Here is a 17,500-nt window from a genome sequence, read left to right on the forward strand (position 1 = left end):
GGCGCGGCGGCCGGAGAACTTGGCGTCGCCGTCGGGAAGGACGACGGCGGAGGCGGCGTCCGCGGGAGGTGCGGCGGCCGCCGGGGCTGGGGTGTTCACATCAAACTCCTTTGTTCGAGCAGGCGTTCTTGCATTTCTTTCGGCAAGATTCGAGTTGTTATACAACCATGTATGACTAACAAGTACAACCCATGCCGTACACTGAATGTTGTTCCTCCCGCTTCCGGCACCCCTCCGAAAGAGACTTTCCATGATCAATCGACTTCCTGCCGTCACCGTGGTCGGCAGCATCAACCTGGACCTGATCGCCACCGCCGAGCGGCTTCCCACCGCCGGTGAAACCATCGGCGGCGGCGTGCTGTCCGAACAGCCCGGCGGCAAGGGCGCCAACCAGGCGGCCGCCGTTGCGCGGCTGGGCGGGACCGCGCGCATGGTCGGCGCGGTGGGCAAGGACGCGCAGGGCCAGCGGATGCTGGATGCCCTGGCGGCTGCCGGCGTCGACACCGCTGACGTGGCGGTCCTGCCCGGGGCGACTGGCACCGCGCTGATCGTGGTGGACCGCGAGGGCGAAAACCAGATTGTCGTGTGCCCGGGCGCCAACTCGCACGTCGCGGTGGACGGCGCGGAGTTCGGCCCGGACGACACGGTGCTGTGCCAGCTGGAGGTGGGCCTGCCCGTGGTGCTGGAGGCTGCCCGGAAGGCGCAGGGTGTCTTTGTGCTGAACGCGGCGCCGGCCATGGACCTGCCGGCGGAACTGCTGGAGCGCTGCGACCTGGTGATCGTCAACGAGAGCGAGTACGCCCTGATTCCCGCCCTCGCTGACGCGAAGCTGGTGGCGGTGACGTACGGCGGCGAGGGGTCCGCCATATTCGAGCGCGGCCGCAAGGTGGCCGAGGCGCCCGCCGCCGCCGCGACCGTGGTGAACACCATTGGTGCGGGCGACGCGTTCTGCGCCGCCCTGGTCCTGGCGCTCGGATCCGGGCTGGACTACGCCGCGGCGCTTTCCGTTGCCAACGCCGTGGGCGCGGATGCCGTGGGAGACCCGTCGTCCCAGCCGGCGCTGGCCCCGCTGACTTCCTACATGGCGGGGGTTTCGCGGGCGGACGTGGCCGGACAGTGACTCTGACGTTCCGGCCGGCGGCCCCGGCGGATTACGACGACGTCCGGCGGGTCACGCGGGACGCCTACCTTTCCGCCGGGCACTTCGCGGCCGACCACCCGTACATGGGTGTGCTCGAGGACGTGGAACACCGGGCCCAGCACGCCGAGGTGTGGGTGGCCGAGAAATCCGGTTCGGTGGTCGCAGCGGTGACGCTGACGTTCGCCGGCCAGCCCTACAGCGAGATCGCCCTGGACGGCGAGCTGGAGTTCCGGATGCTGGCCGTGGACCCCGCCCTCCAGGGCGGCGGTGTGGGGCGGGCCGTGGTCCGCCGCGTGATCGAGCACGCCCGGTCGCTGCCTGAGATCAGCGCGATCAGCATCACCAGCGCCACATTCATGGAGCGCGCCCATGCTCTGTACCAGTCCCTGGGTTTCCGCCGGGCACCGGAGCGCGACTGGTACGTGCCGGGCGAGGACGTTCTGCTGTGGGTGTTCCGGCTGGAGTTTTAGAGCCGGCCTGGTGGTTGAGCCTGTCGAAACCGAGCCGGTCGATGCCCGGATTCCCGCCCCAAAGCCGGGGTCCAGAAGATAAAATGGTCCATGGTTGTGCTCTTCTCAGCTATGGGGATCCTGCTTTGGATCGGCCTCCTTCTCGCCGCCTTCGTTGTCTTCGGGGTGATCTGGCTCTTCTGCCGGACCATGCTTTGGCTAACCGGCCTCGTCAGCTCGGCGACCCGCCCGCAGGCGATTGCCGGCTCGAACCGCACCGCCCGGCCAGCACCCAGGCCAGTTACTCCCCCACGGAACGCGACGCCGGCCCTCAAACCGCCGGCACCAAAACCGCCCGCGCCAAAACCGGCGGCTCCTGAACTCATGCCGGACATCATGCCCAAGTGGAACGCGGCGCACCGGCGCTACGTGGACCGCGACCTGGCCGACTGGCAGGAGCAGTTCGACGCCCTGAACCGCCGCAGGCTGTAGCCGAAAAGCATGGCGAGCCGCTCCGGGGAGAACACTTCCGCAGAACCGAACTCAGGCAGCCCCGGCTTCCTGCGAGGCTCCCGAGAGTCGCTGGGCCTTCAGGTTGTCTTTCGTGCCCGGCGGGTGGCATCCAGCACGTCCTGAAGAGTTTGCAGTGCCGCTTCGAAGCGCTCCTCACCCGCGTAGGAACCCCATAGCTGTTCCAGCTCCCGGACTTTAGCCGAGGCTTCCCGGAGCATCTGCAGCCCCCGGGCGGTGGGAAAGATGAGCTTTGCGCGGGCATCAGCCGGATCAGGTCGGCGTTCCAGGTAGCCCAGCTCCTGCAGCTCGTTGACCAGCTCAGATGTGGCAGCCAGGCTGAGCTGGGCCCTCGCGGCCAGGCCCGTGAGGCGGATTCCCTTGGTCCCAATGTTGCCGGTGATTTGCAGATGGGCCAGGCGGATGTCCGGATAACCGTGGGCGTCCGCCTCGTCCAGCAGTTCGCGGCGGAACTCTCCGAGCAGGCGGACCAGGAGCTGGCCGACGGGGAGCCGTGAACGCTGGGGATCTCTTGACGACGGCAAGGGCACGGAGGAGACTATATCCCATAAAGCTTCGGAAACCGAAGCATTTAATGCCGGAAACAGCTGTACAAGTATCTTTGGAGGCGGGCATGTCTTCGGAAACTTCCTCGGCCATGATTGACACAATTCTTGGCCCGCTCATGGTCCACCGCACGGGTACTGGCGCCCCGGCGCTCTTGTGGCACAGCCTGTTTGTTGATTCCAGCACCTTCGACGCCGTCGTGGAGGAGCTGGGCCGGACGCACGAGCTTTTCCTGGTAGACGGGCCGGGACATGGGGCCAGTCCCGGGCCGCGCAAGCGTTATTCCCTGGATGACTGCGCAACGGCTGCCGGCGAGATCCTGGATGCCCTGAACATCTCCGCTCCCGTGGACTGGGTCGGCAACGCATGGGGAGGTCATGTGGGCATTGTCTTTGCCCATAGGTTCCCATCCCGCTGCCGGACGCTGACCACCATCGGAACCCCGCCCTATCCCCTGCCTCGTTCCGAGCGCCTGCAGACGTCTTTGCTGGTATTCCTTTATCGGATCGTGGGTCCAGGGCCTTTCAGCGCATCACTGGTAGAGGCGCTGGCGGGGCGTGATGCGGCGAAAACAGCTCCCGCGGCTGCTGCGGCGGTAAGTCAAGCTTTCCGCGGGGGAAACAGACGCGGCAAGTATTGGGCAATGCGTTCGGTGATGCTGCACCGGCCTGACCTGCGCCCGGTCCTTCCGCACCTGCAGGTCCCCACCTTGATGCTGGTGGGTCGCGACGACCCGATGAATGATCCCGAGGAGGCGGAACGCGCGGCGGATAGCATCCCGGACGGTCGGTTCGCACGGGTTACCGGCTCCGGCCACGTGGCCCCGCTCCTGATCGCACCGCGCGAAGTCACGCAACACGTCCTGGATTTCTGGTCCCGCTACAGCCATCGCGGGGCCGCGGCATGAAGTCGGGACCGCCGTCGTCCGGCTAGTTGTCGTCCGGCTCCGGTGCCGGGCGCGACCCTTCGTCCGTACTCTCGCCGGTTGTCGGGACGAAGTTCCAGTCGAAGGACCCGTCGGTCCGCAGCGTCAGCCGGAGGAACCCGTGGGTGTCGCTGAACCGCTTCTCGATGTACCGCGGGCTGCTGGTGAAGGGCCGGAGGTCGATGCCGCCCGTGGACACCTGGAACGCTGTGATCCCGTCGTCGTCGCACCGGTCCCTGTTGTTCACGGCACAGGAACGCTCGTAGTTGTGCTGCGACCCGGACAGTGTGAGGCGGACGCGGTGCTTCCACATCACGTCGATCCAGGGCTTGTGGTTCTCGGCCCGCTCATGTTCGTCCGTGTCCGAGGTGAAGTATGGCTCGTGATGCACCACGGCCAGGTGCTTGCCATCCTCCTTGGCGGCAGCGAGGTCCCTGTCCAGCCACCTCGTCAGCGCCCGAGCCTCCCGGGGGTTGTACCGCCACTGCCCGGACGGCAGGAAGGCGAAGTGCCAGTTCCCGAATTCCTTCGAATAAGCCTTCCCGTTTCCGATGAACCCCAGCTCCTGGTTGATGGCAGCCTTCACCGTGGACCCCGGGCACTGGCCGTTCATGAAGTTGTCCAGGTCCTCGTTCCGGCCGGGTTCCCAGTCATGGTTGGGGCCCGTCACCCAGTACAGCTTGCTCATCGTGCCGCCCCACAGCGGCATCCAGTAGTCCACCAGGTCTTCGCAGTAGGCGGTGTCGTACTGGAAGTCACCGAGCCCCAGGAACGCGTCGATCTCGTTGTTCTCCACCAGTTCGGTGATCGCCGCGCCGTTCCGGCCTGACGGGCTCTCCGGGTCGGTGTTCTCCTCGCCGTTCATGTCACCTACGGCAGCGATACGCACATCGACCGGTGCGGGGGTCGGCTCGGGTGGCGGCTCCGGGTCGCCGGTACATCCCGAAACGGTAATCGCCAGGAGGGCTGCGAGGGCTGCGGCCGCACTCCGGAGGAGCCTGCGACGCGGGACTGCTTGGTGCATCCGATAACCCTCCGGAAAGCCAGACAACGTTGCCGGGTTGCGGCCGACAGCGAGCGACCCGGCACCCTTTGATACATCGTAAAGGCCAGACGGGCACTCTAGGTGCAGCACCCCGGGTTAGTGCCTCGCAGGCCGGCCTTGTTAAGATTGCCGGGTTCACAGCGTTGGTTTTCCTTGGCAGGAGCTTGCGCTGCGGAACAGGCTCCGGGCTCAGCCGGAGCCGCTTGGGGGGAATAGACATAGGGCGTGGCCAGGGGGCAAGTTTCCTGGCCCGGCCGGGCACAGCCTGCGTAACCATGCGCGCCTGTTCACCCCAGGACGCCTCGGTTATTAGGAGATCCCAATGTCATTCCCTCAGCGATGTGGAAGCTCTCTTGGCGCGGTGCTGGCGGCCGTTGCTGCCGTGGCGCTGGCAGCCCAGCCCGCCACCGCAGCCATCCCGACGGCGGCAAAACCTGTGGTGCCGCAGCCCGCAGACAGTGGCCGGTATCTTGTCAGTTTCAGCAAAGGTACCGACGTCGCCCAAGAGGCGGCGTCCCTGCGGTCACAAGGCGTCCAGGTAGGAAGGACCTTTTCTGCTGCGGTCCGGGGAGCTGCGGTGACAGCCACCAAAGCACAGGCAGTTGCCCTGGCCCGCTCGCCCCGCGTGGCCGCCGTCGAACCGGATGAGCGCGTCCAGGTTTTCGATACGCAGCAGCCGGCCCCGTGGAACCTGGACAGGGTGGACCAAACCAACCTTCCGCTCTCCGGCACCTTCACGCCCCCGTCCTCCGGGGCCGGAGTCCAGGCCTACGTCATTGATTCCGGCGTCCTCGCCCAGCACACAGAGTTCGGGGGCCGGGTAGAGGCAGGCTGGACTGCCGTCGCCGACGGCCGGGGCAGCAGCGACTGCAACGGCCACGGCACCCATGTTGCCGGAATCGTCGCCGGCCAGACCTACGGGGTTGCCAAGGCCGCCACCATCGTCCCCGTGCGGGTTCTGGACTGCAACGGCAACGGCTACATGTCCGATATCGTGGCCGGCCTTGACTGGATCGTGGCCCATCACCCCGCAGGGACTCCCGCGGTGGCCAACCTGAGCCTCGGCGGTCCGGCCAGCACTATGGTGGACACCGCCGTCCGCGGCGTCATGGCGGACGGAATCACCGCAGCCGTAGCCGCAGGAAACTCCGGCGTGGACGCCTGCACCAGTTCCCCGGCCCGGGTTGCTGAAGCGCTTACCGTCACAGCCAGCGATTCCTCGGACCAGCAGGCCACGTTCTCGAACCACGGCGTCTGCGTTGACCTGTATGCGCCCGGCGTCGGCATCACGTCCGCCATCCATTCGTCCACCACCGCGGCGGCCACCGTAAGCGGGACTTCCATGGCGGCTCCCCACGCCGCCGGTGCCGCCGCCGTCATCCTGTCCCGGATTCCCGAGGCCACGCCGGGGGAGGTTACAGCGGAGCTGTCCTCCACCGCCACCCCCGGCGTCATCGGCAACGCGTCGGCCGGCACGCCAAACCGGCTGCTCAACATCGGCCCGGCACCTGCTCCGTTCCCGGCCGCCAGGGATTTCACGGGAGACGGGAAATCGGATCTGCTGGCCCGCGACTCCGGCGGCACCCTCTGGACCTACCCCGGCACCGGCAACGGCCTCTTCGGCTGGCGCATCAAAGTCGGCGACGGCTGGAACGTCATGACCGCCATCAGCGCCGCCGGCGACCTGACCGGCGACGGCAAACCCGACCTCGTCGCCCGGGACTCCAACGGCACCCTCTGGACCTACCCCGGCACCGGCAACGGCCTCTTCGGCTGGCGCATCAAAGTCGGCGACGGCTGGAACGTCATGACCGCCATCAGCTGACGGCCCTGCCAACCGGCTGGGGCACGCTCCACCCGGCGGTAACGCGCCAGTAACGCCCCCGGCGGTGTAATGACCTCGGGGTCTGGCTCGGTCATAAGGGCGTGGGCAATGGCAGATTCTCCCCCGAATGCGACGGGCCGGATCTTCATCAGCTACCGGCGGGAAGAGACTGCGTACCCGGCCGGCTGGCTGTATGACCGGCTGGCTGACCGGTACGGCGGCGGGCAGGTCTTCAAGGACGTCGATTCCATCCAGCTGGGCGACGACTTCGTCGAGGCGATTACCCGTGCTGTCGGTTCCTGCGACGTGGTGCTCGTGCTGATCGGCGATGAGTGGCTCACCATCGCCGATGAGCACGGCCGGCGCCGGCTCGACGATCCTGACGACTTTGTGCGCCTCGAGGTCCAGGCCGCCCTGACCCGCAACGTCCGGGTGATCCCGATCCTGGTGGACAAGGCGAGGATGCCGCGGGCCGACGAGCTGCCGGACAGCCTGTCCCGGCTAACGCGTCGGCAGGCGCTCGAGTTCAGCCCTGCGCGCTTCGAGTTCGATACCAGCCGGCTCTTCAAGGTCCTGGACACCACCCTTGCCGAAGTGCGGAGAAACCAGGACGACGGCGGGATGGCGGCCGGGGCGGTAAGCGCCGCGTCCGCTGCGGCGGAGCAGGAGACGCCCGGGCCGGTTCCGGCCGCACCCCAACCCGGGGACAGGCAGCGCCGGCCCCTCCCCAAGCGGGTGTTGATCCTGGGCGGGGCGGCCGCCGTCGTCGTCGTGGTCCTCCTGCTGGTCCTTCTCGTGGCCAACCTGCAGCCCAGATCGTCGCCGGATGCCAACTCGGGCGGCGGAGCGCCGGTCCAGGCAGGGGGCGGAATCGAAATCGACTCCTCGCCGGTGACCAGCGAAGACGGGCTGCGCCTGACGGGGCTGCAGGCGGCAAGCCGCCGCGATCCTGAGTCTCCCCGGGTGGGTGACACCGTCACGGTGAGCTATGCCCTGACGAACACCACGGACCAGCGCCTCGAGCTGGAGTACACGTTTGTGGGGGTGCGGGATCCGGCTGATGACCACCGGGATACCGAGGACATGAATGAAGGGAAGGTCCTGGAGCCCGGCGAAACCGTCAACGCCCAGGGCCGGGTCCTGATCGACAGTGCAGGCTCGTGGAAAATCTGGCCCTGCTACGTGCTGGCCGGGGAACGCTTCTGCCCGGACAGGTGGCAGGTGTTCTTCGTCCTGGCCGAATAGCCGGCGTCGGTTGAAGGGGAAGCGGATGGAGCGCGGTGAGGAAGGACCGGTACGGGCACGGCGGATCAAAGCCGTCCCTCCGCCTGCCACGGCGGATCCCACGTGGGACCGGCTGGAGGACCAGATCACCTGGTATGACAGCAGGAGCGGGGACAACCAGCGGCGCTACAAATGGCTGAAGCTCCTGGAGCTGGCGGTCGCGGCGGCACTGCCGGTGGTGGCTGGCATCGGCAGCCCGGCCCTGGTGACGGGTACGCTGGCCGCCGTCATCGTGGTCCTGGAAGGCGCCCAGCACCTCTACCAGTTCCAGGAGCGCTGGATCACGTACCGCTCCACCGCCGAAGCCCTCAAGCACGAACGCTACCTGTACCTGGCCAAGGCCGGACCCTACCTCAGCGCGGACCGGCACCGGCAGCTGGCGGAGCGGATCGAGGGCCTGATCTCCCAGGAGCACGCCAAGTGGACCACCAGCCAGCAGCAGGCGCCGAAGGGTTCGGAAGGGGGTTAGGCCGCGGAAAGGGGTGGAACAGCGAGGATCGGGGAATTGATCAATGCCCGGTCATAGAGGACCAAAGCGTTGTTCTCGATGACCAGTTTCTTTGATGTCACCAGCCCGGTGATCTTGTCCCTGGTCAGGCGCATCACCCTGTTGTGGCGGTAAACCTTTCCTTCTGCTTCGTAAAAGTAGGCGTCTTCTTCCCGGATGTGGAACTTCACGTCCGGGACCCGCTCGGCGCGGAGCTCGCCGCACAAGTGTTCATCTGTAGTGCTGACCAGGAACTGGTAGGCCTGGCCAGTGTCGTTGCGGACCCGGTAGTCCAGGTAGTTGTAGATGATCGAGGTCCCCGAGCCGAACGGGATCTGGCGGTTGAAGTCCGGGAACAAGTCCAGGTCGCCGTGATGGTGGTGTTCCACTACCGTCAGTTCACTGTGCAGGACCATCCAGTGCAGGAGGTTGGTGAACTGGCACAGCCCTCCCCCGATGCCCGAGTCCGGGCGGCCATGATTGATGACCAGGCCTTCCCGGTATCCCTTGGCTTCCGTACAGCTGCCGACGAGCTTCCAGAAGGAGAAGGTCTCCCCCGGGCGGATCACCACTGAGTTCACCAGGGGCGCCGCAATGCCGAGGCTCACCGCCTTGTTCTCCTGCAGGTGCAGGTCGACATTGCCGAGCTTCCGCCGGATCAAGGAATTGTGGCGGTACACGAGTGCAGGCAGGGGTTCTTCATGCCGCTGGCGGGCGAAGACGGCGGTGGAGAGGAGATCCTGGACTCGCCGGTTGAGGATCATGCGCTGGACAGACATGCGGTACGTAAGTGGCGAGATTTCGCAGAACAGCTTCCGTGGCACTGTTTCCCCAATAACAAGGCCCAAGGGGCGCCCTGATGTACGGACCTCCGCCGCCGGACAGATCATCCCCGACGGTGGGTGACAACGGGAAATCTACTCCCCAGGAGTGCTTGAGGCCAGTTAGCCGCTATTACTCGGCGATATCCTCGGACCAGAGTTCAGGGTGGGCGGACTGGAAACCGCGCATCATGTCCACGCACCGCTGATCATCCAGGACCACAACCCCAACCCCGCGTGAGCGCAAAAGCTCGAGTTCGCCGTCGAACGTCCTTGCTTCCCCGACCCCCACGCGGGGGACCTTGAACTGGATGATGCTTCCGGCGCACGTGGCACACGGGGCGAGGGTGGTGTAGAGCGTGGTGTCCCGGTAGCTTTTCTCGCATGCGGTTTTTACGCAGGCTCGTCGGCTGGCCGCCGGTACGAGGACCCCGACGCCGTCCTCTCGAGCAACTCGAAGTCGACGAGATACCTGCGCAACAACACGACGTCGTCCGTGTAGTTCAGGAGCCGCTCGTTCACCTGCCGCTCCGTAAGGTCCTCCCCCGGCCGGATGGCCTGGCCAACCACCCAGGCCAGAAGCTCGCGCCGGTCGGCAGGGCTGGCCGGGTACCGGTCGATCCGGCCTAGCCGCAGGAAGCGGTCCACCCCGGTCTTGGGCTGGCGCTTCGGGTGCTGCGACAGGAGATCCCGGAAGACCGCGTCCGTCGCCTCAAGGCCCTTGCCGCCTGACCACTCGACCAGACCGGCTTCCAGCAGCATCCCGATGGCTTTGGAGCGCCGCTGTTCTTTCGCACCGGGAAGGACCTCTTCACCGAGCACAATCTGCGCGTACGCTGTCCGCGCCTCCCGGCTGGCGAGCGCAGCCATGACCCTGCGCCAGTGCGGTCCGCTCAGACCAGAGACTCCGTTCAAGGCCACCTCCCATGGCTGCAGCGGGCAGCCTCTTCCTAAACAGGGTTCTCATCATTCGCCATCGCCTCGACCCAATCAACGGCTTCGTCCGGGAAATAGTGGCCCGGTTCTTCGCCCGGGCCGGCCCACCATGGGTCGGTGCTGGCCGGTCCCCCGGCGTGGGCGATCTCGGCCACCACTTCTTCCGGCACCACGCCGCCGTTGTTCTCAATCAGCCATTCCTGCGTAGCTGGCCGCAGTCTTGTCCACCATTGCTCGATGTCCATACGCGAAGTCTTCCACGAAGGACGTTGGGATAGGAGGCCAAGTCCGTGTCACCTACAGGCTTTGCCGGTCCAGCCACTGCCGGACGGTCAGGGCCTCTGGAAGGATTTCCCGGGTCGTGTTGGTGCTCATGTCGAAGCGTTCCGTACGCAGCAACCGCCCTGCAGGGCACTGCGAGCAGACTGGAACGATGGCGGCGGGACCAGGGCTTGATGGGTGTCCCGCGGACACTTTGCGGACTGACCAACGCGCTTCCCGGGGCTGTGGTTCATCGCCGTCTGGATGTCCGAAAACCATTGTGGCGGCGCGTCCTCGGGGCTACTTTGATCATGACTCTTCGGTCCCTGGGCGCGTCTTGCAACCTGGCCGCAGAGCGTGGAAAGGAGCAACACTATGCGTAAGACAGCAGCATTCTTCGGGGCAGTGGCCTTGATGATGGTCGGAGCCGCCGGTCCGGCACAGGCGGCCCCGGCGGACGGGGGCGCCGGCACACCGCCGCTTCACGGCCACATGCTCGTCCTCGGCGTGCAGTGGGAGAATGGCGAACCCGTCGGCTACCACAAGTGCATCGACGTGGCCGGTGGCAAAGCGCTGGGACTCAACGCCCACCACGAGCACGCGCACACCGGCAGGGCAGGCATGGCACTCCTCCAGGCCGGCCACCTGTTCGTCCCCGCCCACCCGATCTCGCCGTTCCACAATTGTGCGGAACTGGCGGAGGTCTTCGGTTAGCACCCCGGCGTGAGCAGCACCCCGTGGTCGAGCCGCCCACGGGGTGTTGGTCACATCCGCGTTCATTGGAAAAGTCCCGCTACGGGCTTTGCCGGTCCAGCCACTGCCGCACGGTCAGGGCTTCGGGGAGGATTTCCCGGGTGGTGTTGGTGCTCATGTCGAAGCGTTCCGTCCGCAGCCACCGCCACATGGTGACGAGGTCAGTTCCCACGAAGCGTTCAAAGAGCCAGACCGGCATGGGGAAGCCCCGGGGTTTCTTCCCGGTCCGTTCCTTCCACAGCCCCCGGCACGCGTCGATCGACTGGATGTCGGACACTAGGCCCAGCACGGACCCTGTCCACCGGTCAGGATCCGCAAACACCCTGGCGGCGATGGCCCCCAAGTCGTCAACACAAAGCCATCCGACGGGCCGCGACGGCCCCATCAGCTTCGGCATCAGGTGCCAGGTGGAGACGGGCGGGTAGTACCCTTTGTCGGTCATGAGTTCCATGAACGCCATCGGCCGGAGCACGGTGAGCGGCAACCCCAGGTCACGGAACCGCTTGGCGATGCCCAGCTTCGAATCCCAGGAACCCACGCCTGTCTTGTCTTCCCCGACTCCGGCCGCACCGTACACAACGTGCCGGACGCCGGCCTCTGCGGCGGCTGCCGCCACGTTGCTGCCCTGCCGGATCTCGGCGTCGAGGCTGCTGGTCATTGGATTCTGCACGTTGAAGAGCCCGTACACGTCCCCGAGCACCCTTCGGAGGGAAGCAGGATCCTCGGTGTCCGCTTGCCGGACCTCTGCCCCGAGCGCCTGCAGCGCCCGGGCCACTTCGCCCGACGGGTTCCTGGTCAGGGCCCGCACCTGCCATCCATCGCCAAGAAGGTGCCGGGTCACGGCCGATCCCTGCCGCCCCGTCGCGCCGACCACCGCAATCACGCCGGGAGTGCTCCCGCCAGAGGAAGAAACCATGGCTCAGTATGGCACTTGCGCTGAGGAATGCGGACCCTGAAAACATCTCAGTGTTCTGCCGCGTGAGCCCGCCCGCATTGTACGATTCCCGGTAGTCCGGGCAGGAGGTCCGCTCCCCTGACCGCAGTACGGGAGCCGAACGCCGGATAGGCCTTGCGGCCGGACCGCCGCTCCAGTGATGATGACGTAGCGCATGAGGCGCGACTGGTTTTGGGCGTGGGGGTCCCTTGGCTGGCTGAGCTCCCCAGAAGGCCATCGTTGCTGCACTTTCCTTCCGCCAATTCAGCTGCCCACCGCCCCTCCCCACGCGATGTTGCCAAGCTCAGCGACCTGCTCGACGACGACGTCTGGGCGTTCAGCAACTGCCGGGTCGATGCACCGGGTAGGCCGGTGGCGGAGGTGGACTGGTTCTTCTACAACACCCGGCACGGGACGCTGATGGTCAGCGAGTGGAAGGGCTTCCCCCAGCGCGTCGTCTCTGCGGCCGACACGGGCACGCGGTGGCAACTGGAGGGCGGGCTGATGGTGGCCAACCCCGTGGAGCAGGTATCGCGGCAGCTCGACGCCGTCCGGGCGGCCCTGCGGATCTCGATCCTCCCGGAGCACTTCCCGGGCTTCGACCCCGTGCAGTTGCGCCTCATGCAGAGCGTATATTCCCCGCAGGTGGATGAGCGGACCGCCATTGAGCGCATCCGCTGGGGCAGGGTCTACGGCAGCCTGCCGGACCTGGTCACTGTTCTTTCGACCGCCACCAGTCCCGCGCCGCTTATCCTGCCCGACGGCGGGACGCGGCTTGGCCTCGCCGCCGCACTATGTGCGCTGTTCCGCACCAGCCTTCCGGCTGATGTGAAAGCCAGGCTTCAGGGTTCGAAACAGAGCGAGAACGCGAGCCGGGCCCAGCGGATCAGCGCGATCCACCGCCAGATCGCCGCGCTGCACGAGGAGCTCGCGGACCTAATGGCGGCCTTTGCGCCTGCAGATGACCAGCGCACGCAGCGTCCTTTCGCTGCCATCGCTGCGCAAGCCACAGGTTCGGCACCGAAGGCGACAACCGCCAAAGCTCCGGCTCTCACCGACCACCAGCGGATGCACGCCCATCTGACCAGGAGCTTCCAAGGTGTCAACGGCAGTGCCGAGGCCGCGGCGAAGGCGCTCGAAACGGCTTGGGTCGCGGTGCTCGCGGACCCATTGCTTCACGGTGATGCAGGCATCAGCGTTTCCTTGTTCGGGGCGGTGGGGACGCCACTGGTGAAGCAGCACCACGGGTCTCTGCCACAGCTACTCGGCATGCCGCTGCGCAAATGGTGCCTGCTGCAGACCCGGGCCGCAGACATGGAGCCACTGGACGTCCCCGGGCACGCGTCGAACATCCGCGTGCGTTAGATAGTGCCCGTGGTCCCGGCGGGTACGCGGGACCGGATGAAGGCGGCGACGGCTTCGACGGCGGAGCGGGGGCTCGTGAGGACGGGTGTTTCAAGCACTGCCAGGAGGGCGGCCGCAGGTTCCATGCTGGCCTGGGCGAGGACGACGACGTCGCAGCGGCCTGCGAGCGCACGCGCCGCCTCGGCGATGCTTGCGTGATAAGCATCCGAATCGCCTGCCAGGAAAGCGTCCCAAGCGCCTTCTACGACGTTGACCTCGACGGTGATGCCTGTTCCCGCTTCCGCAGCCTCCTCGGCGAGGAGGCGGGTGGTTGGTTCGACGGTGCTGGTGAGGGCCACCAGGACGCCGATCCGCGGTCCGAGGGTTGCGGCCCGGCGGAGCATCGGCCGGTCGATCCGGATGACCTTCAGGCCGTCCCCCGACAGTTCCTCCGCAATACCGCCAAGAGTGGAGCAGGTGCAGAGCACAACCTCACACCCGTCGCCGTGAAGTGCCGCGAGGTGGGCGGCGACGACGGCCCGTACGCTCTCCGCCGTCGTGTCCCGCCGGGAAAGCTCCAGCGCTTCGGGATCCACACGGTGAACTATGACGGCGGAGGGCAGGAGCTCCCGGGCCAGGGCCTCAAACGTTGCCACGTGGACCTCCGCCGTATGGAGGAAGCCGACGGTGCGGGCAGTGTCGGGGCGAAGTGCGGTCATGGTGCCTGACTGTAACAGAGCGCTCCGGGGCCTAAGGCCACGTCGCGGCGCGCTCTGCGTTCACGCGACCATGTGCCCAGTCAGTCCCGATGCGGCCAACGGGGTCGGTACTGGACTCGACTTTGGCTCGGACTACCGAATTGCTCACGCCTGGGTTGGTACTCCAGGCGAGGGCGGCAACTGCAGCGACAATCGGCGAAGACATCGACGTGCCGCTGCCGATGTCATAACCCTGGGAACGGTTGTACTCCCGGGCAATAACAAACCTGTGGTTGGGGAAGGTGGAGTAGACGCTGACCCCTGGCGCTGCGACATCCACCCACGGGCCATAAGTGGAGAACGTTGCCTTCTTGTCCTCGTTGTTGGTCGCCCCCACGCCAATGACGTTGGCGTACGCGCCCGGATACATCATGGTGGTGCTACCTCCGTTGCCGGCTGCAGCAACGAGCACCACGTTCGCATTCCAGGCGTTATTCACCGCGGTTTGCAGAGTGGTTGACGACCCGACGGCGAGGCTCATGTTGATGACCTTCGCTCCACTCTTGACCGCCCAGTTGATGCCGTTCGCGAGGCCTGAGCTGGACCCCATCCCAGAGTCGCTGAGGACTTTGCCGGCAAGAATGGTGCAGCCCGAGCACACGCCGGCGACACCAATGCCGTTATCTGCCGTCGCGGCAACGATGCCGGCAACGTGCGTGCCGTGGCCGTAGTTGTCCTCGTTGTTCCTCGATGTGGTGAAGTTGGCCCGTGCAACCACCTTCGGATTGATGTCGGGGTTGTCGGTGGCGACGCCGGAATCCAGGACAGCCACTTTGATGCCGTTGCCGGTGGTGATCTTCCACGCTTCGACGGCGTCGACGTCTGCATCCACCGTGCCGGCGGCTATCTCGATGGTGCCGGCCGTGTTGGTGAATGGTTGCCCATTGTTTTGCAATGCGTACTGGTCTTTGAAGTAGGTGTCGTTTGAGGCCGGCGTGACCACGTAGTCCTGCTCGGCATACTCAACCACCGGGTTCCGGCTCAGGGCTTCGATGAGCTGCAGCTCCTTCCCGGCCGGTACGGTAATGACGCGTGCACCGGTGCTGCCGACACTGGGCCCGTCGCTGAGGCCGTGCTGACGCAGCACGCGCGCGGCCGCCCCGCCGTCGCGGAACTTCACGAGGATCTGCCCCGCCGTGATTGCGGGGTCGGGCGCGGCACCGGCCGGAACGACGGCGCCTAGCAGGGTGCCAACAACCATGACAACAGCGGCGAAGCCGGCCAGCACGAGCTTTTTCATAGCGTCATCTTCCGCGCGTAAGCACCGGCTGGATAGGGGGAAATGCCACAATTCTGGTCCGCGCCCTAACGCGGGGAACGACCCCCTTTGGGACTGGTGTCCCGCGGGTAACAACAGCCCTCCAGCAGTCCTCGCAACCGGTACTTATACTGGAGGGCATGCCCATCCTGCCGGTGCACGGGGCCGACATCTATTACGAGGTGCACGGCGAGGGGACGCCTGTCCTTGGCATTCATGGGAGCCCCAGCTCCGCGGTGTTGTGGGAGGACGCAGCGCAGCGGCTCGGCCGTCACAGCAGGTGCATCATCTACGACCGAAGGGGCTTCCACCGCAGCCGGCGCGCCGACCCCGCCGCGCCGCTCGATCTCCACGATCACGTCCAGGATGCCGCCGCGCTGCTCGAGGAAGCAGCGGCGGCGCCCGCCGTGGTGGTCGGACGCAGCTCCGGGGGTGTGGTCGCCCTCGAGCTTGCCCGCCGCCGGCCTGGGCAGGTCAGGGCGCTGGTGTTGCTGGAGCCTGCGATGGTCACAGCGGACCCGCAGGCTGCCGGCTGGGCCCGGCAACTGCGCGGGAAGATGCTGGCCGCAGCGGCCGGGGACCCCGCCGTTGCATCCGAGGTCATCCTCCGCGAGGCTCTTGGCGGCGAGGTGTGGGATTCATTGCCGGCCCACCTGCAACTCCACTTCGCCGGGACCAGCCCGGCCGTCCTGGCCGAAGCCGCCGGCCGGGGCATGGACCTCAGCCGCGATCCGCTCGAACTGAGCCAGCAGGAGGCTGGGGATATAACGCAACCCACTCTGATCGTTTCCGCGGAAGATTCCCCTGATGTCCTGCATGCCGTCAATCAGCGGCTTTCCGAGCTTCTCCCGAACACGGAGACGGTTCTGGTGCCGGGCGGACACTTGATTGACCCGGCCGGCCCTGCCGTGCTCGAGTTCATCAATCGGCACACCCAGCATTAGAGCAGCCGCTTCAGCTGGCTGGAACGCGTCAAGAACGGTGAAACCATCGACGTCACAAACAATGGTGAAATTGCCGCCACCCTGATCCCGCCGACAGGGAGCTCGTAAAGGCAGCAACGCAAGCAGGACTCCATACAATCGCCCCGGGCAGCTAACCAACCGCCCGCCGGGAGCAAGGGTAGGCCCCTGCATCAGCCCGGTTCCCCCCTCTATTACTGGCGGCCCGGCAGTCCTACACTGGCTGTTATCCCCATTGGTTGCGGCCCGAAGGAGAAGCCATGGAGGTCATCGAACAGGTGCGTGAAGGAATGCACGTCGTGGCGTCTGATGGGAAAAAGGTCGGCAAGGTCAAGGACCTGAAAATGGGTGATCCCCAGGCCATTACCGCGGAAGGGCAGATTGACCCGGAAACAGGGGGCCTCGTCAACACCGGGATTGCCGCTTTTGCTGCGGCGTCAAAGTTGCCCCACCATACGGCGGAGAGGCTGCTGCGGATCGGTTATGTGGAAGTCGATAAGTCCGGCTTCTTGACGGGCCACGCCTACTTTGCAGCGGATGAACTGGACCGGGTCGAGGACGACACCTTATGGCTCAAAGAAGGTTCAGCCGGAGACAGGCATTCAGAATAGAAGGCTGAGCACTTAAGCCTTGGTCAGTGTGAAGATCCCATAGCGCATAGCACCGGTGCGGTAGGCCAGGATCATGCGGGGAATGCTCAGGACGGCGCCGCGGTTGCGTGCGCCGAGGGCGACGCGGCGCGTCCCGCCGTCGACCACCAAAGCCTTCAGCAGCCGGCCAGCGCAGATGGACCAGGTGCGGGCAACGCGGGGGCTGACGTCCTCATAGCCGGTGACCGTGAAGCCCGTCGCGGTTGCCATCGCCTCGTACTCCTCGCGCGTGCCCATCGACGGCAGGCGCCCTTCGCGGCAGATCGGTTCCAGCAGGTGACGGACCTTCCAGCCGCCGGCACCAGCGTCGGCGAGCCACGCACAGACAACCAGGCGGCCGCCGGGCGAAAGCACGCGGTGCGCCTCGGCGAAGAACCTGGGCTTGTCCACCATGTGCTCGCTGGACTCAATCGCCCATGCAGCGTCAACTGAGACATCCGCCAGCCCGTTGGCCAGCCAGTCGCGGACCCGGATGTCACGTCCGGTGCCGGATGAGCGGCGGCGTAGCGGGCCTGCTCGGCGGAAAGCGTGAAGCCGGTGACACTGACCTTGCGTGCCGCAGCGAGCCGCCTGGCGGTGGCGCCGTAGCC

General features: G+C 66.3%; 20 protein-coding genes and 1 pseudogene. 11 read left to right on the forward strand and 10 right to left on the reverse strand.

The annotated features are described in order from the left end of the window. The first annotated feature begins 250 nt into the window (after positions 1–250). The 3 genes from AC5RTT_RS16930 (at position 251) to AC5RTT_RS16940 (ending at position 2,082) form a co-directional block, all read left to right on the forward strand. On the forward strand, positions 251–1,120 hold the full coding sequence (locus tag AC5RTT_RS16930; RefSeq protein ID WP_494146165.1) for a ribokinase: 870 nt from the start codon (positions 251–253) through the stop codon (positions 1,118–1,120). Continuing rightward, positions 1,117–1,611 carry a GNAT family N-acetyltransferase gene (locus tag AC5RTT_RS16935; protein WP_494146166.1) on the forward strand — a complete coding sequence of 165 codons (495 nt, stop codon included), beginning with the start codon at positions 1,117–1,119 and terminating at the stop codon, positions 1,609–1,611. Before AC5RTT_RS16930 ends, AC5RTT_RS16935 begins: the two co-directional genes overlap by 4 nt. Positions 1,612–1,701: 90 nt before the next feature. Then, positions 1,702–2,082 (forward strand): hypothetical protein, encoded by a 381-nt coding sequence (locus AC5RTT_RS16940; RefSeq protein WP_494146167.1) that lies wholly within the window; start codon positions 1,702–1,704, stop codon positions 2,080–2,082. Positions 2,083–2,180: 98 nt separating this feature from the next. On the opposite strand, the gene AC5RTT_RS16945 is transcribed toward AC5RTT_RS16940, so the two are convergent. Continuing rightward, positions 2,181–2,651, reverse strand: coding sequence for a MarR family winged helix-turn-helix transcriptional regulator (locus AC5RTT_RS16945; RefSeq protein WP_494146168.1), 471 nt, complete (start codon positions 2,649–2,651; stop codon positions 2,181–2,183). An 83-nt stretch (positions 2,652–2,734) separates the two neighbouring features. On the opposite strand from AC5RTT_RS16945, the gene AC5RTT_RS16950 reads away from it, so the two are divergent. Then, positions 2,735–3,574 carry an alpha/beta fold hydrolase gene (locus AC5RTT_RS16950; protein ID WP_494146169.1) on the forward strand — a complete coding sequence of 280 codons (840 nt, stop codon included), beginning with the start codon at positions 2,735–2,737 and terminating at the stop codon, positions 3,572–3,574. A gap of 22 nt (positions 3,575–3,596) precedes the next feature. Here AC5RTT_RS16950 and AC5RTT_RS16955 read toward each other — a convergent pair whose 3' ends face one another. Next, positions 3,597–4,616, reverse strand: coding sequence for a metallophosphoesterase family protein (locus AC5RTT_RS16955; protein WP_494146170.1), 1,020 nt, complete (start codon positions 4,614–4,616; stop codon positions 3,597–3,599). Positions 4,617–4,959: 343 nt separating this feature from the next. Between AC5RTT_RS16955 and AC5RTT_RS16960 the strand changes: the two genes are divergently transcribed. The 3 genes from AC5RTT_RS16960 to AC5RTT_RS16970 all read left to right on the forward strand — a co-directional run bounded on the left by AC5RTT_RS16960 (position 4,960) and on the right by AC5RTT_RS16970 (position 8,215). Beyond that, positions 4,960–6,462: a S8 family serine peptidase gene (locus AC5RTT_RS16960; RefSeq protein ID WP_494146171.1), complete on the forward strand. Its 1,503-nt coding sequence runs from the start codon at positions 4,960–4,962 to the stop codon at positions 6,460–6,462. A gap of 108 nt (positions 6,463–6,570) precedes the next feature. After that, on the forward strand, positions 6,571–7,707 hold the full coding sequence (locus tag AC5RTT_RS16965) for a toll/interleukin-1 receptor domain-containing protein (protein WP_494146172.1): 1,137 nt from the start codon (positions 6,571–6,573) through the stop codon (positions 7,705–7,707). A 25-nt stretch (positions 7,708–7,732) separates the two neighbouring features. Further along, the gene (locus AC5RTT_RS16970; RefSeq protein ID WP_494146173.1) at positions 7,733–8,215 is read left to right on the forward strand and encodes a DUF4231 domain-containing protein; all 483 of its coding nucleotides are present in this window, start codon (positions 7,733–7,735) and stop codon (positions 8,213–8,215) included. Here the strand turns inward: AC5RTT_RS16970 and AC5RTT_RS16975 are convergent. From AC5RTT_RS16975 to AC5RTT_RS16990, 4 genes and pseudogenes are all read right to left on the reverse strand, one after another. After that, a complete protein-coding gene (locus AC5RTT_RS16975) occupies positions 8,212–9,012 on the reverse strand; it encodes a VanW family protein (RefSeq protein ID WP_494146174.1) in 801 nt (266 codons plus the stop codon). The genes AC5RTT_RS16970 and AC5RTT_RS16975 overlap by 4 nt on opposite strands. Before the next feature lie 175 nt (positions 9,013–9,187). After that, complete coding sequence (locus AC5RTT_RS16980; protein WP_494146184.1) at positions 9,188–9,628, reverse strand: cytidine/deoxycytidylate deaminase family protein; 441 nt, start codon at positions 9,626–9,628, stop codon at positions 9,188–9,190. Then, positions 9,529–9,924 (reverse strand): annotated as a pseudogene (locus AC5RTT_RS16985) (DUF2087 domain-containing protein); the annotation flags it as partial. The gene AC5RTT_RS16980 and the pseudogene AC5RTT_RS16985, both read right to left, overlap by 100 nt. Before the next feature lie 80 nt (positions 9,925–10,004). Beyond that, the gene (locus tag AC5RTT_RS16990) at positions 10,005–10,235 is read right to left on the reverse strand and encodes a hypothetical protein (RefSeq protein WP_494146175.1); all 231 of its coding nucleotides are present in this window, start codon (positions 10,233–10,235) and stop codon (positions 10,005–10,007) included. A 391-nt stretch (positions 10,236–10,626) separates the two neighbouring features. On the opposite strand from AC5RTT_RS16990, the gene AC5RTT_RS16995 reads away from it, so the two are divergent. Then, positions 10,627–10,965, forward strand: a complete 339-nt coding sequence (locus AC5RTT_RS16995; RefSeq protein WP_494146176.1) for a hypothetical protein — start codon at positions 10,627–10,629, stop codon at positions 10,963–10,965. 79 nt (positions 10,966–11,044) lie between these two features. On the opposite strand, the gene AC5RTT_RS17000 is transcribed toward AC5RTT_RS16995, so the two are convergent. Then, on the reverse strand, positions 11,045–11,920 hold the full coding sequence (locus AC5RTT_RS17000; protein ID WP_494146177.1) for an NmrA/HSCARG family protein: 876 nt from the start codon (positions 11,918–11,920) through the stop codon (positions 11,045–11,047). Between the two features lie 258 nt (positions 11,921–12,178). On the opposite strand from AC5RTT_RS17000, the gene AC5RTT_RS17005 reads away from it, so the two are divergent. Beyond that, positions 12,179–13,303: a hypothetical protein gene (locus AC5RTT_RS17005; RefSeq protein ID WP_494146178.1), complete on the forward strand. Its 1,125-nt coding sequence runs from the start codon at positions 12,179–12,181 to the stop codon at positions 13,301–13,303. On the opposite strand, the gene AC5RTT_RS17010 is transcribed toward AC5RTT_RS17005, so the two are convergent. Further along, on the reverse strand, positions 13,300–14,001 hold the full coding sequence (locus tag AC5RTT_RS17010; protein ID WP_494146179.1) for a hypothetical protein: 702 nt from the start codon (positions 13,999–14,001) through the stop codon (positions 13,300–13,302). The two genes, AC5RTT_RS17005 and AC5RTT_RS17010, sit on opposite strands and share 4 nt — an antisense overlap. 31 nt (positions 14,002–14,032) lie before the next feature. Further along, a complete protein-coding gene (locus tag AC5RTT_RS17015; protein ID WP_494146180.1) occupies positions 14,033–15,280 on the reverse strand; it encodes a S8 family serine peptidase in 1,248 nt (415 codons plus the stop codon). Between the two features lie 158 nt (positions 15,281–15,438). Between AC5RTT_RS17015 and AC5RTT_RS17020 the strand changes: the two genes are divergently transcribed. Together AC5RTT_RS17020 and AC5RTT_RS17025 are read left to right on the forward strand one after the other, a co-directional pair. Further along, positions 15,439–16,242 (forward strand): alpha/beta fold hydrolase, encoded by an 804-nt coding sequence (locus AC5RTT_RS17020; protein WP_494146181.1) that lies wholly within the window; start codon positions 15,439–15,441, stop codon positions 16,240–16,242. A 278-nt stretch (positions 16,243–16,520) separates the two neighbouring features. Beyond that, the gene (locus tag AC5RTT_RS17025) at positions 16,521–16,871 is read left to right on the forward strand and encodes a hypothetical protein (protein ID WP_494146182.1); all 351 of its coding nucleotides are present in this window, start codon (positions 16,521–16,523) and stop codon (positions 16,869–16,871) included. Between the two features lie 12 nt (positions 16,872–16,883). On the opposite strand, the gene AC5RTT_RS17030 is transcribed toward AC5RTT_RS17025, so the two are convergent. Further along, positions 16,884–17,500, reverse strand: a 617-nt coding sequence (locus AC5RTT_RS17030) for a methyltransferase domain-containing protein (RefSeq protein ID WP_494146183.1), incomplete at its 5' end; no start/stop codon positions are given.

The sequence above is a fragment of the Arthrobacter sp. Y3221157 genome (genome assembly GCF_059089865.1).

Excerpts from the sequence above, each read along its gene's own strand:
- AC5RTT_RS16950 (WP_494146169.1), top strand. The coding sequence starts at position 2,735 with ATGTCTTCGGAAACTTCCTCGGCCATGATTGACACAATTCTTGGCCCG.
- AC5RTT_RS17020 (WP_494146181.1), top strand. The coding sequence starts at position 15,439 with ATGCCCATCCTGCCGGTGCACGGGGCCGACATCTATTACGAGGTGCAC.
- AC5RTT_RS16990 (WP_494146175.1), bottom strand. The coding sequence starts at position 10,235 with ATGGACATCGAGCAATGGTGGACAAGACTGCGGCCAGCTACGCAGGAA.
- AC5RTT_RS16970 (WP_494146173.1), top strand. The coding sequence starts at position 7,733 with ATGGAGCGCGGTGAGGAAGGACCGGTACGGGCACGGCGGATCAAAGCC.
- AC5RTT_RS16960 (WP_494146171.1), top strand. The coding sequence starts at position 4,960 with ATGTCATTCCCTCAGCGATGTGGAAGCTCTCTTGGCGCGGTGCTGGCG.
- AC5RTT_RS16940 (WP_494146167.1), top strand. The coding sequence starts at position 1,702 with ATGGTTGTGCTCTTCTCAGCTATGGGGATCCTGCTTTGGATCGGCCTC.
- AC5RTT_RS16930 (WP_494146165.1), top strand. The coding sequence starts at position 251 with ATGATCAATCGACTTCCTGCCGTCACCGTGGTCGGCAGCATCAACCTG.
- AC5RTT_RS17015 (WP_494146180.1), bottom strand. The coding sequence starts at position 15,280 with ATGAAAAAGCTCGTGCTGGCCGGCTTCGCCGCTGTTGTCATGGTTGTT.
- AC5RTT_RS17000 (WP_494146177.1), bottom strand. The coding sequence starts at position 11,920 with ATGGTTTCTTCCTCTGGCGGGAGCACTCCCGGCGTGATTGCGGTGGTC.
- AC5RTT_RS16965 (WP_494146172.1), top strand. The coding sequence starts at position 6,571 with ATGGCAGATTCTCCCCCGAATGCGACGGGCCGGATCTTCATCAGCTAC.
- AC5RTT_RS16955 (WP_494146170.1), bottom strand. The coding sequence starts at position 4,616 with ATGCACCAAGCAGTCCCGCGTCGCAGGCTCCTCCGGAGTGCGGCCGCA.
- AC5RTT_RS16975 (WP_494146174.1), bottom strand. The coding sequence starts at position 9,012 with ATGTCTGTCCAGCGCATGATCCTCAACCGGCGAGTCCAGGATCTCCTC.
- AC5RTT_RS17010 (WP_494146179.1), bottom strand. The coding sequence starts at position 14,001 with ATGACCGCACTTCGCCCCGACACTGCCCGCACCGTCGGCTTCCTCCAT.
- AC5RTT_RS17025 (WP_494146182.1), top strand. The coding sequence starts at position 16,521 with ATGGAGGTCATCGAACAGGTGCGTGAAGGAATGCACGTCGTGGCGTCT.
- AC5RTT_RS16995 (WP_494146176.1), top strand. The coding sequence starts at position 10,627 with ATGCGTAAGACAGCAGCATTCTTCGGGGCAGTGGCCTTGATGATGGTC.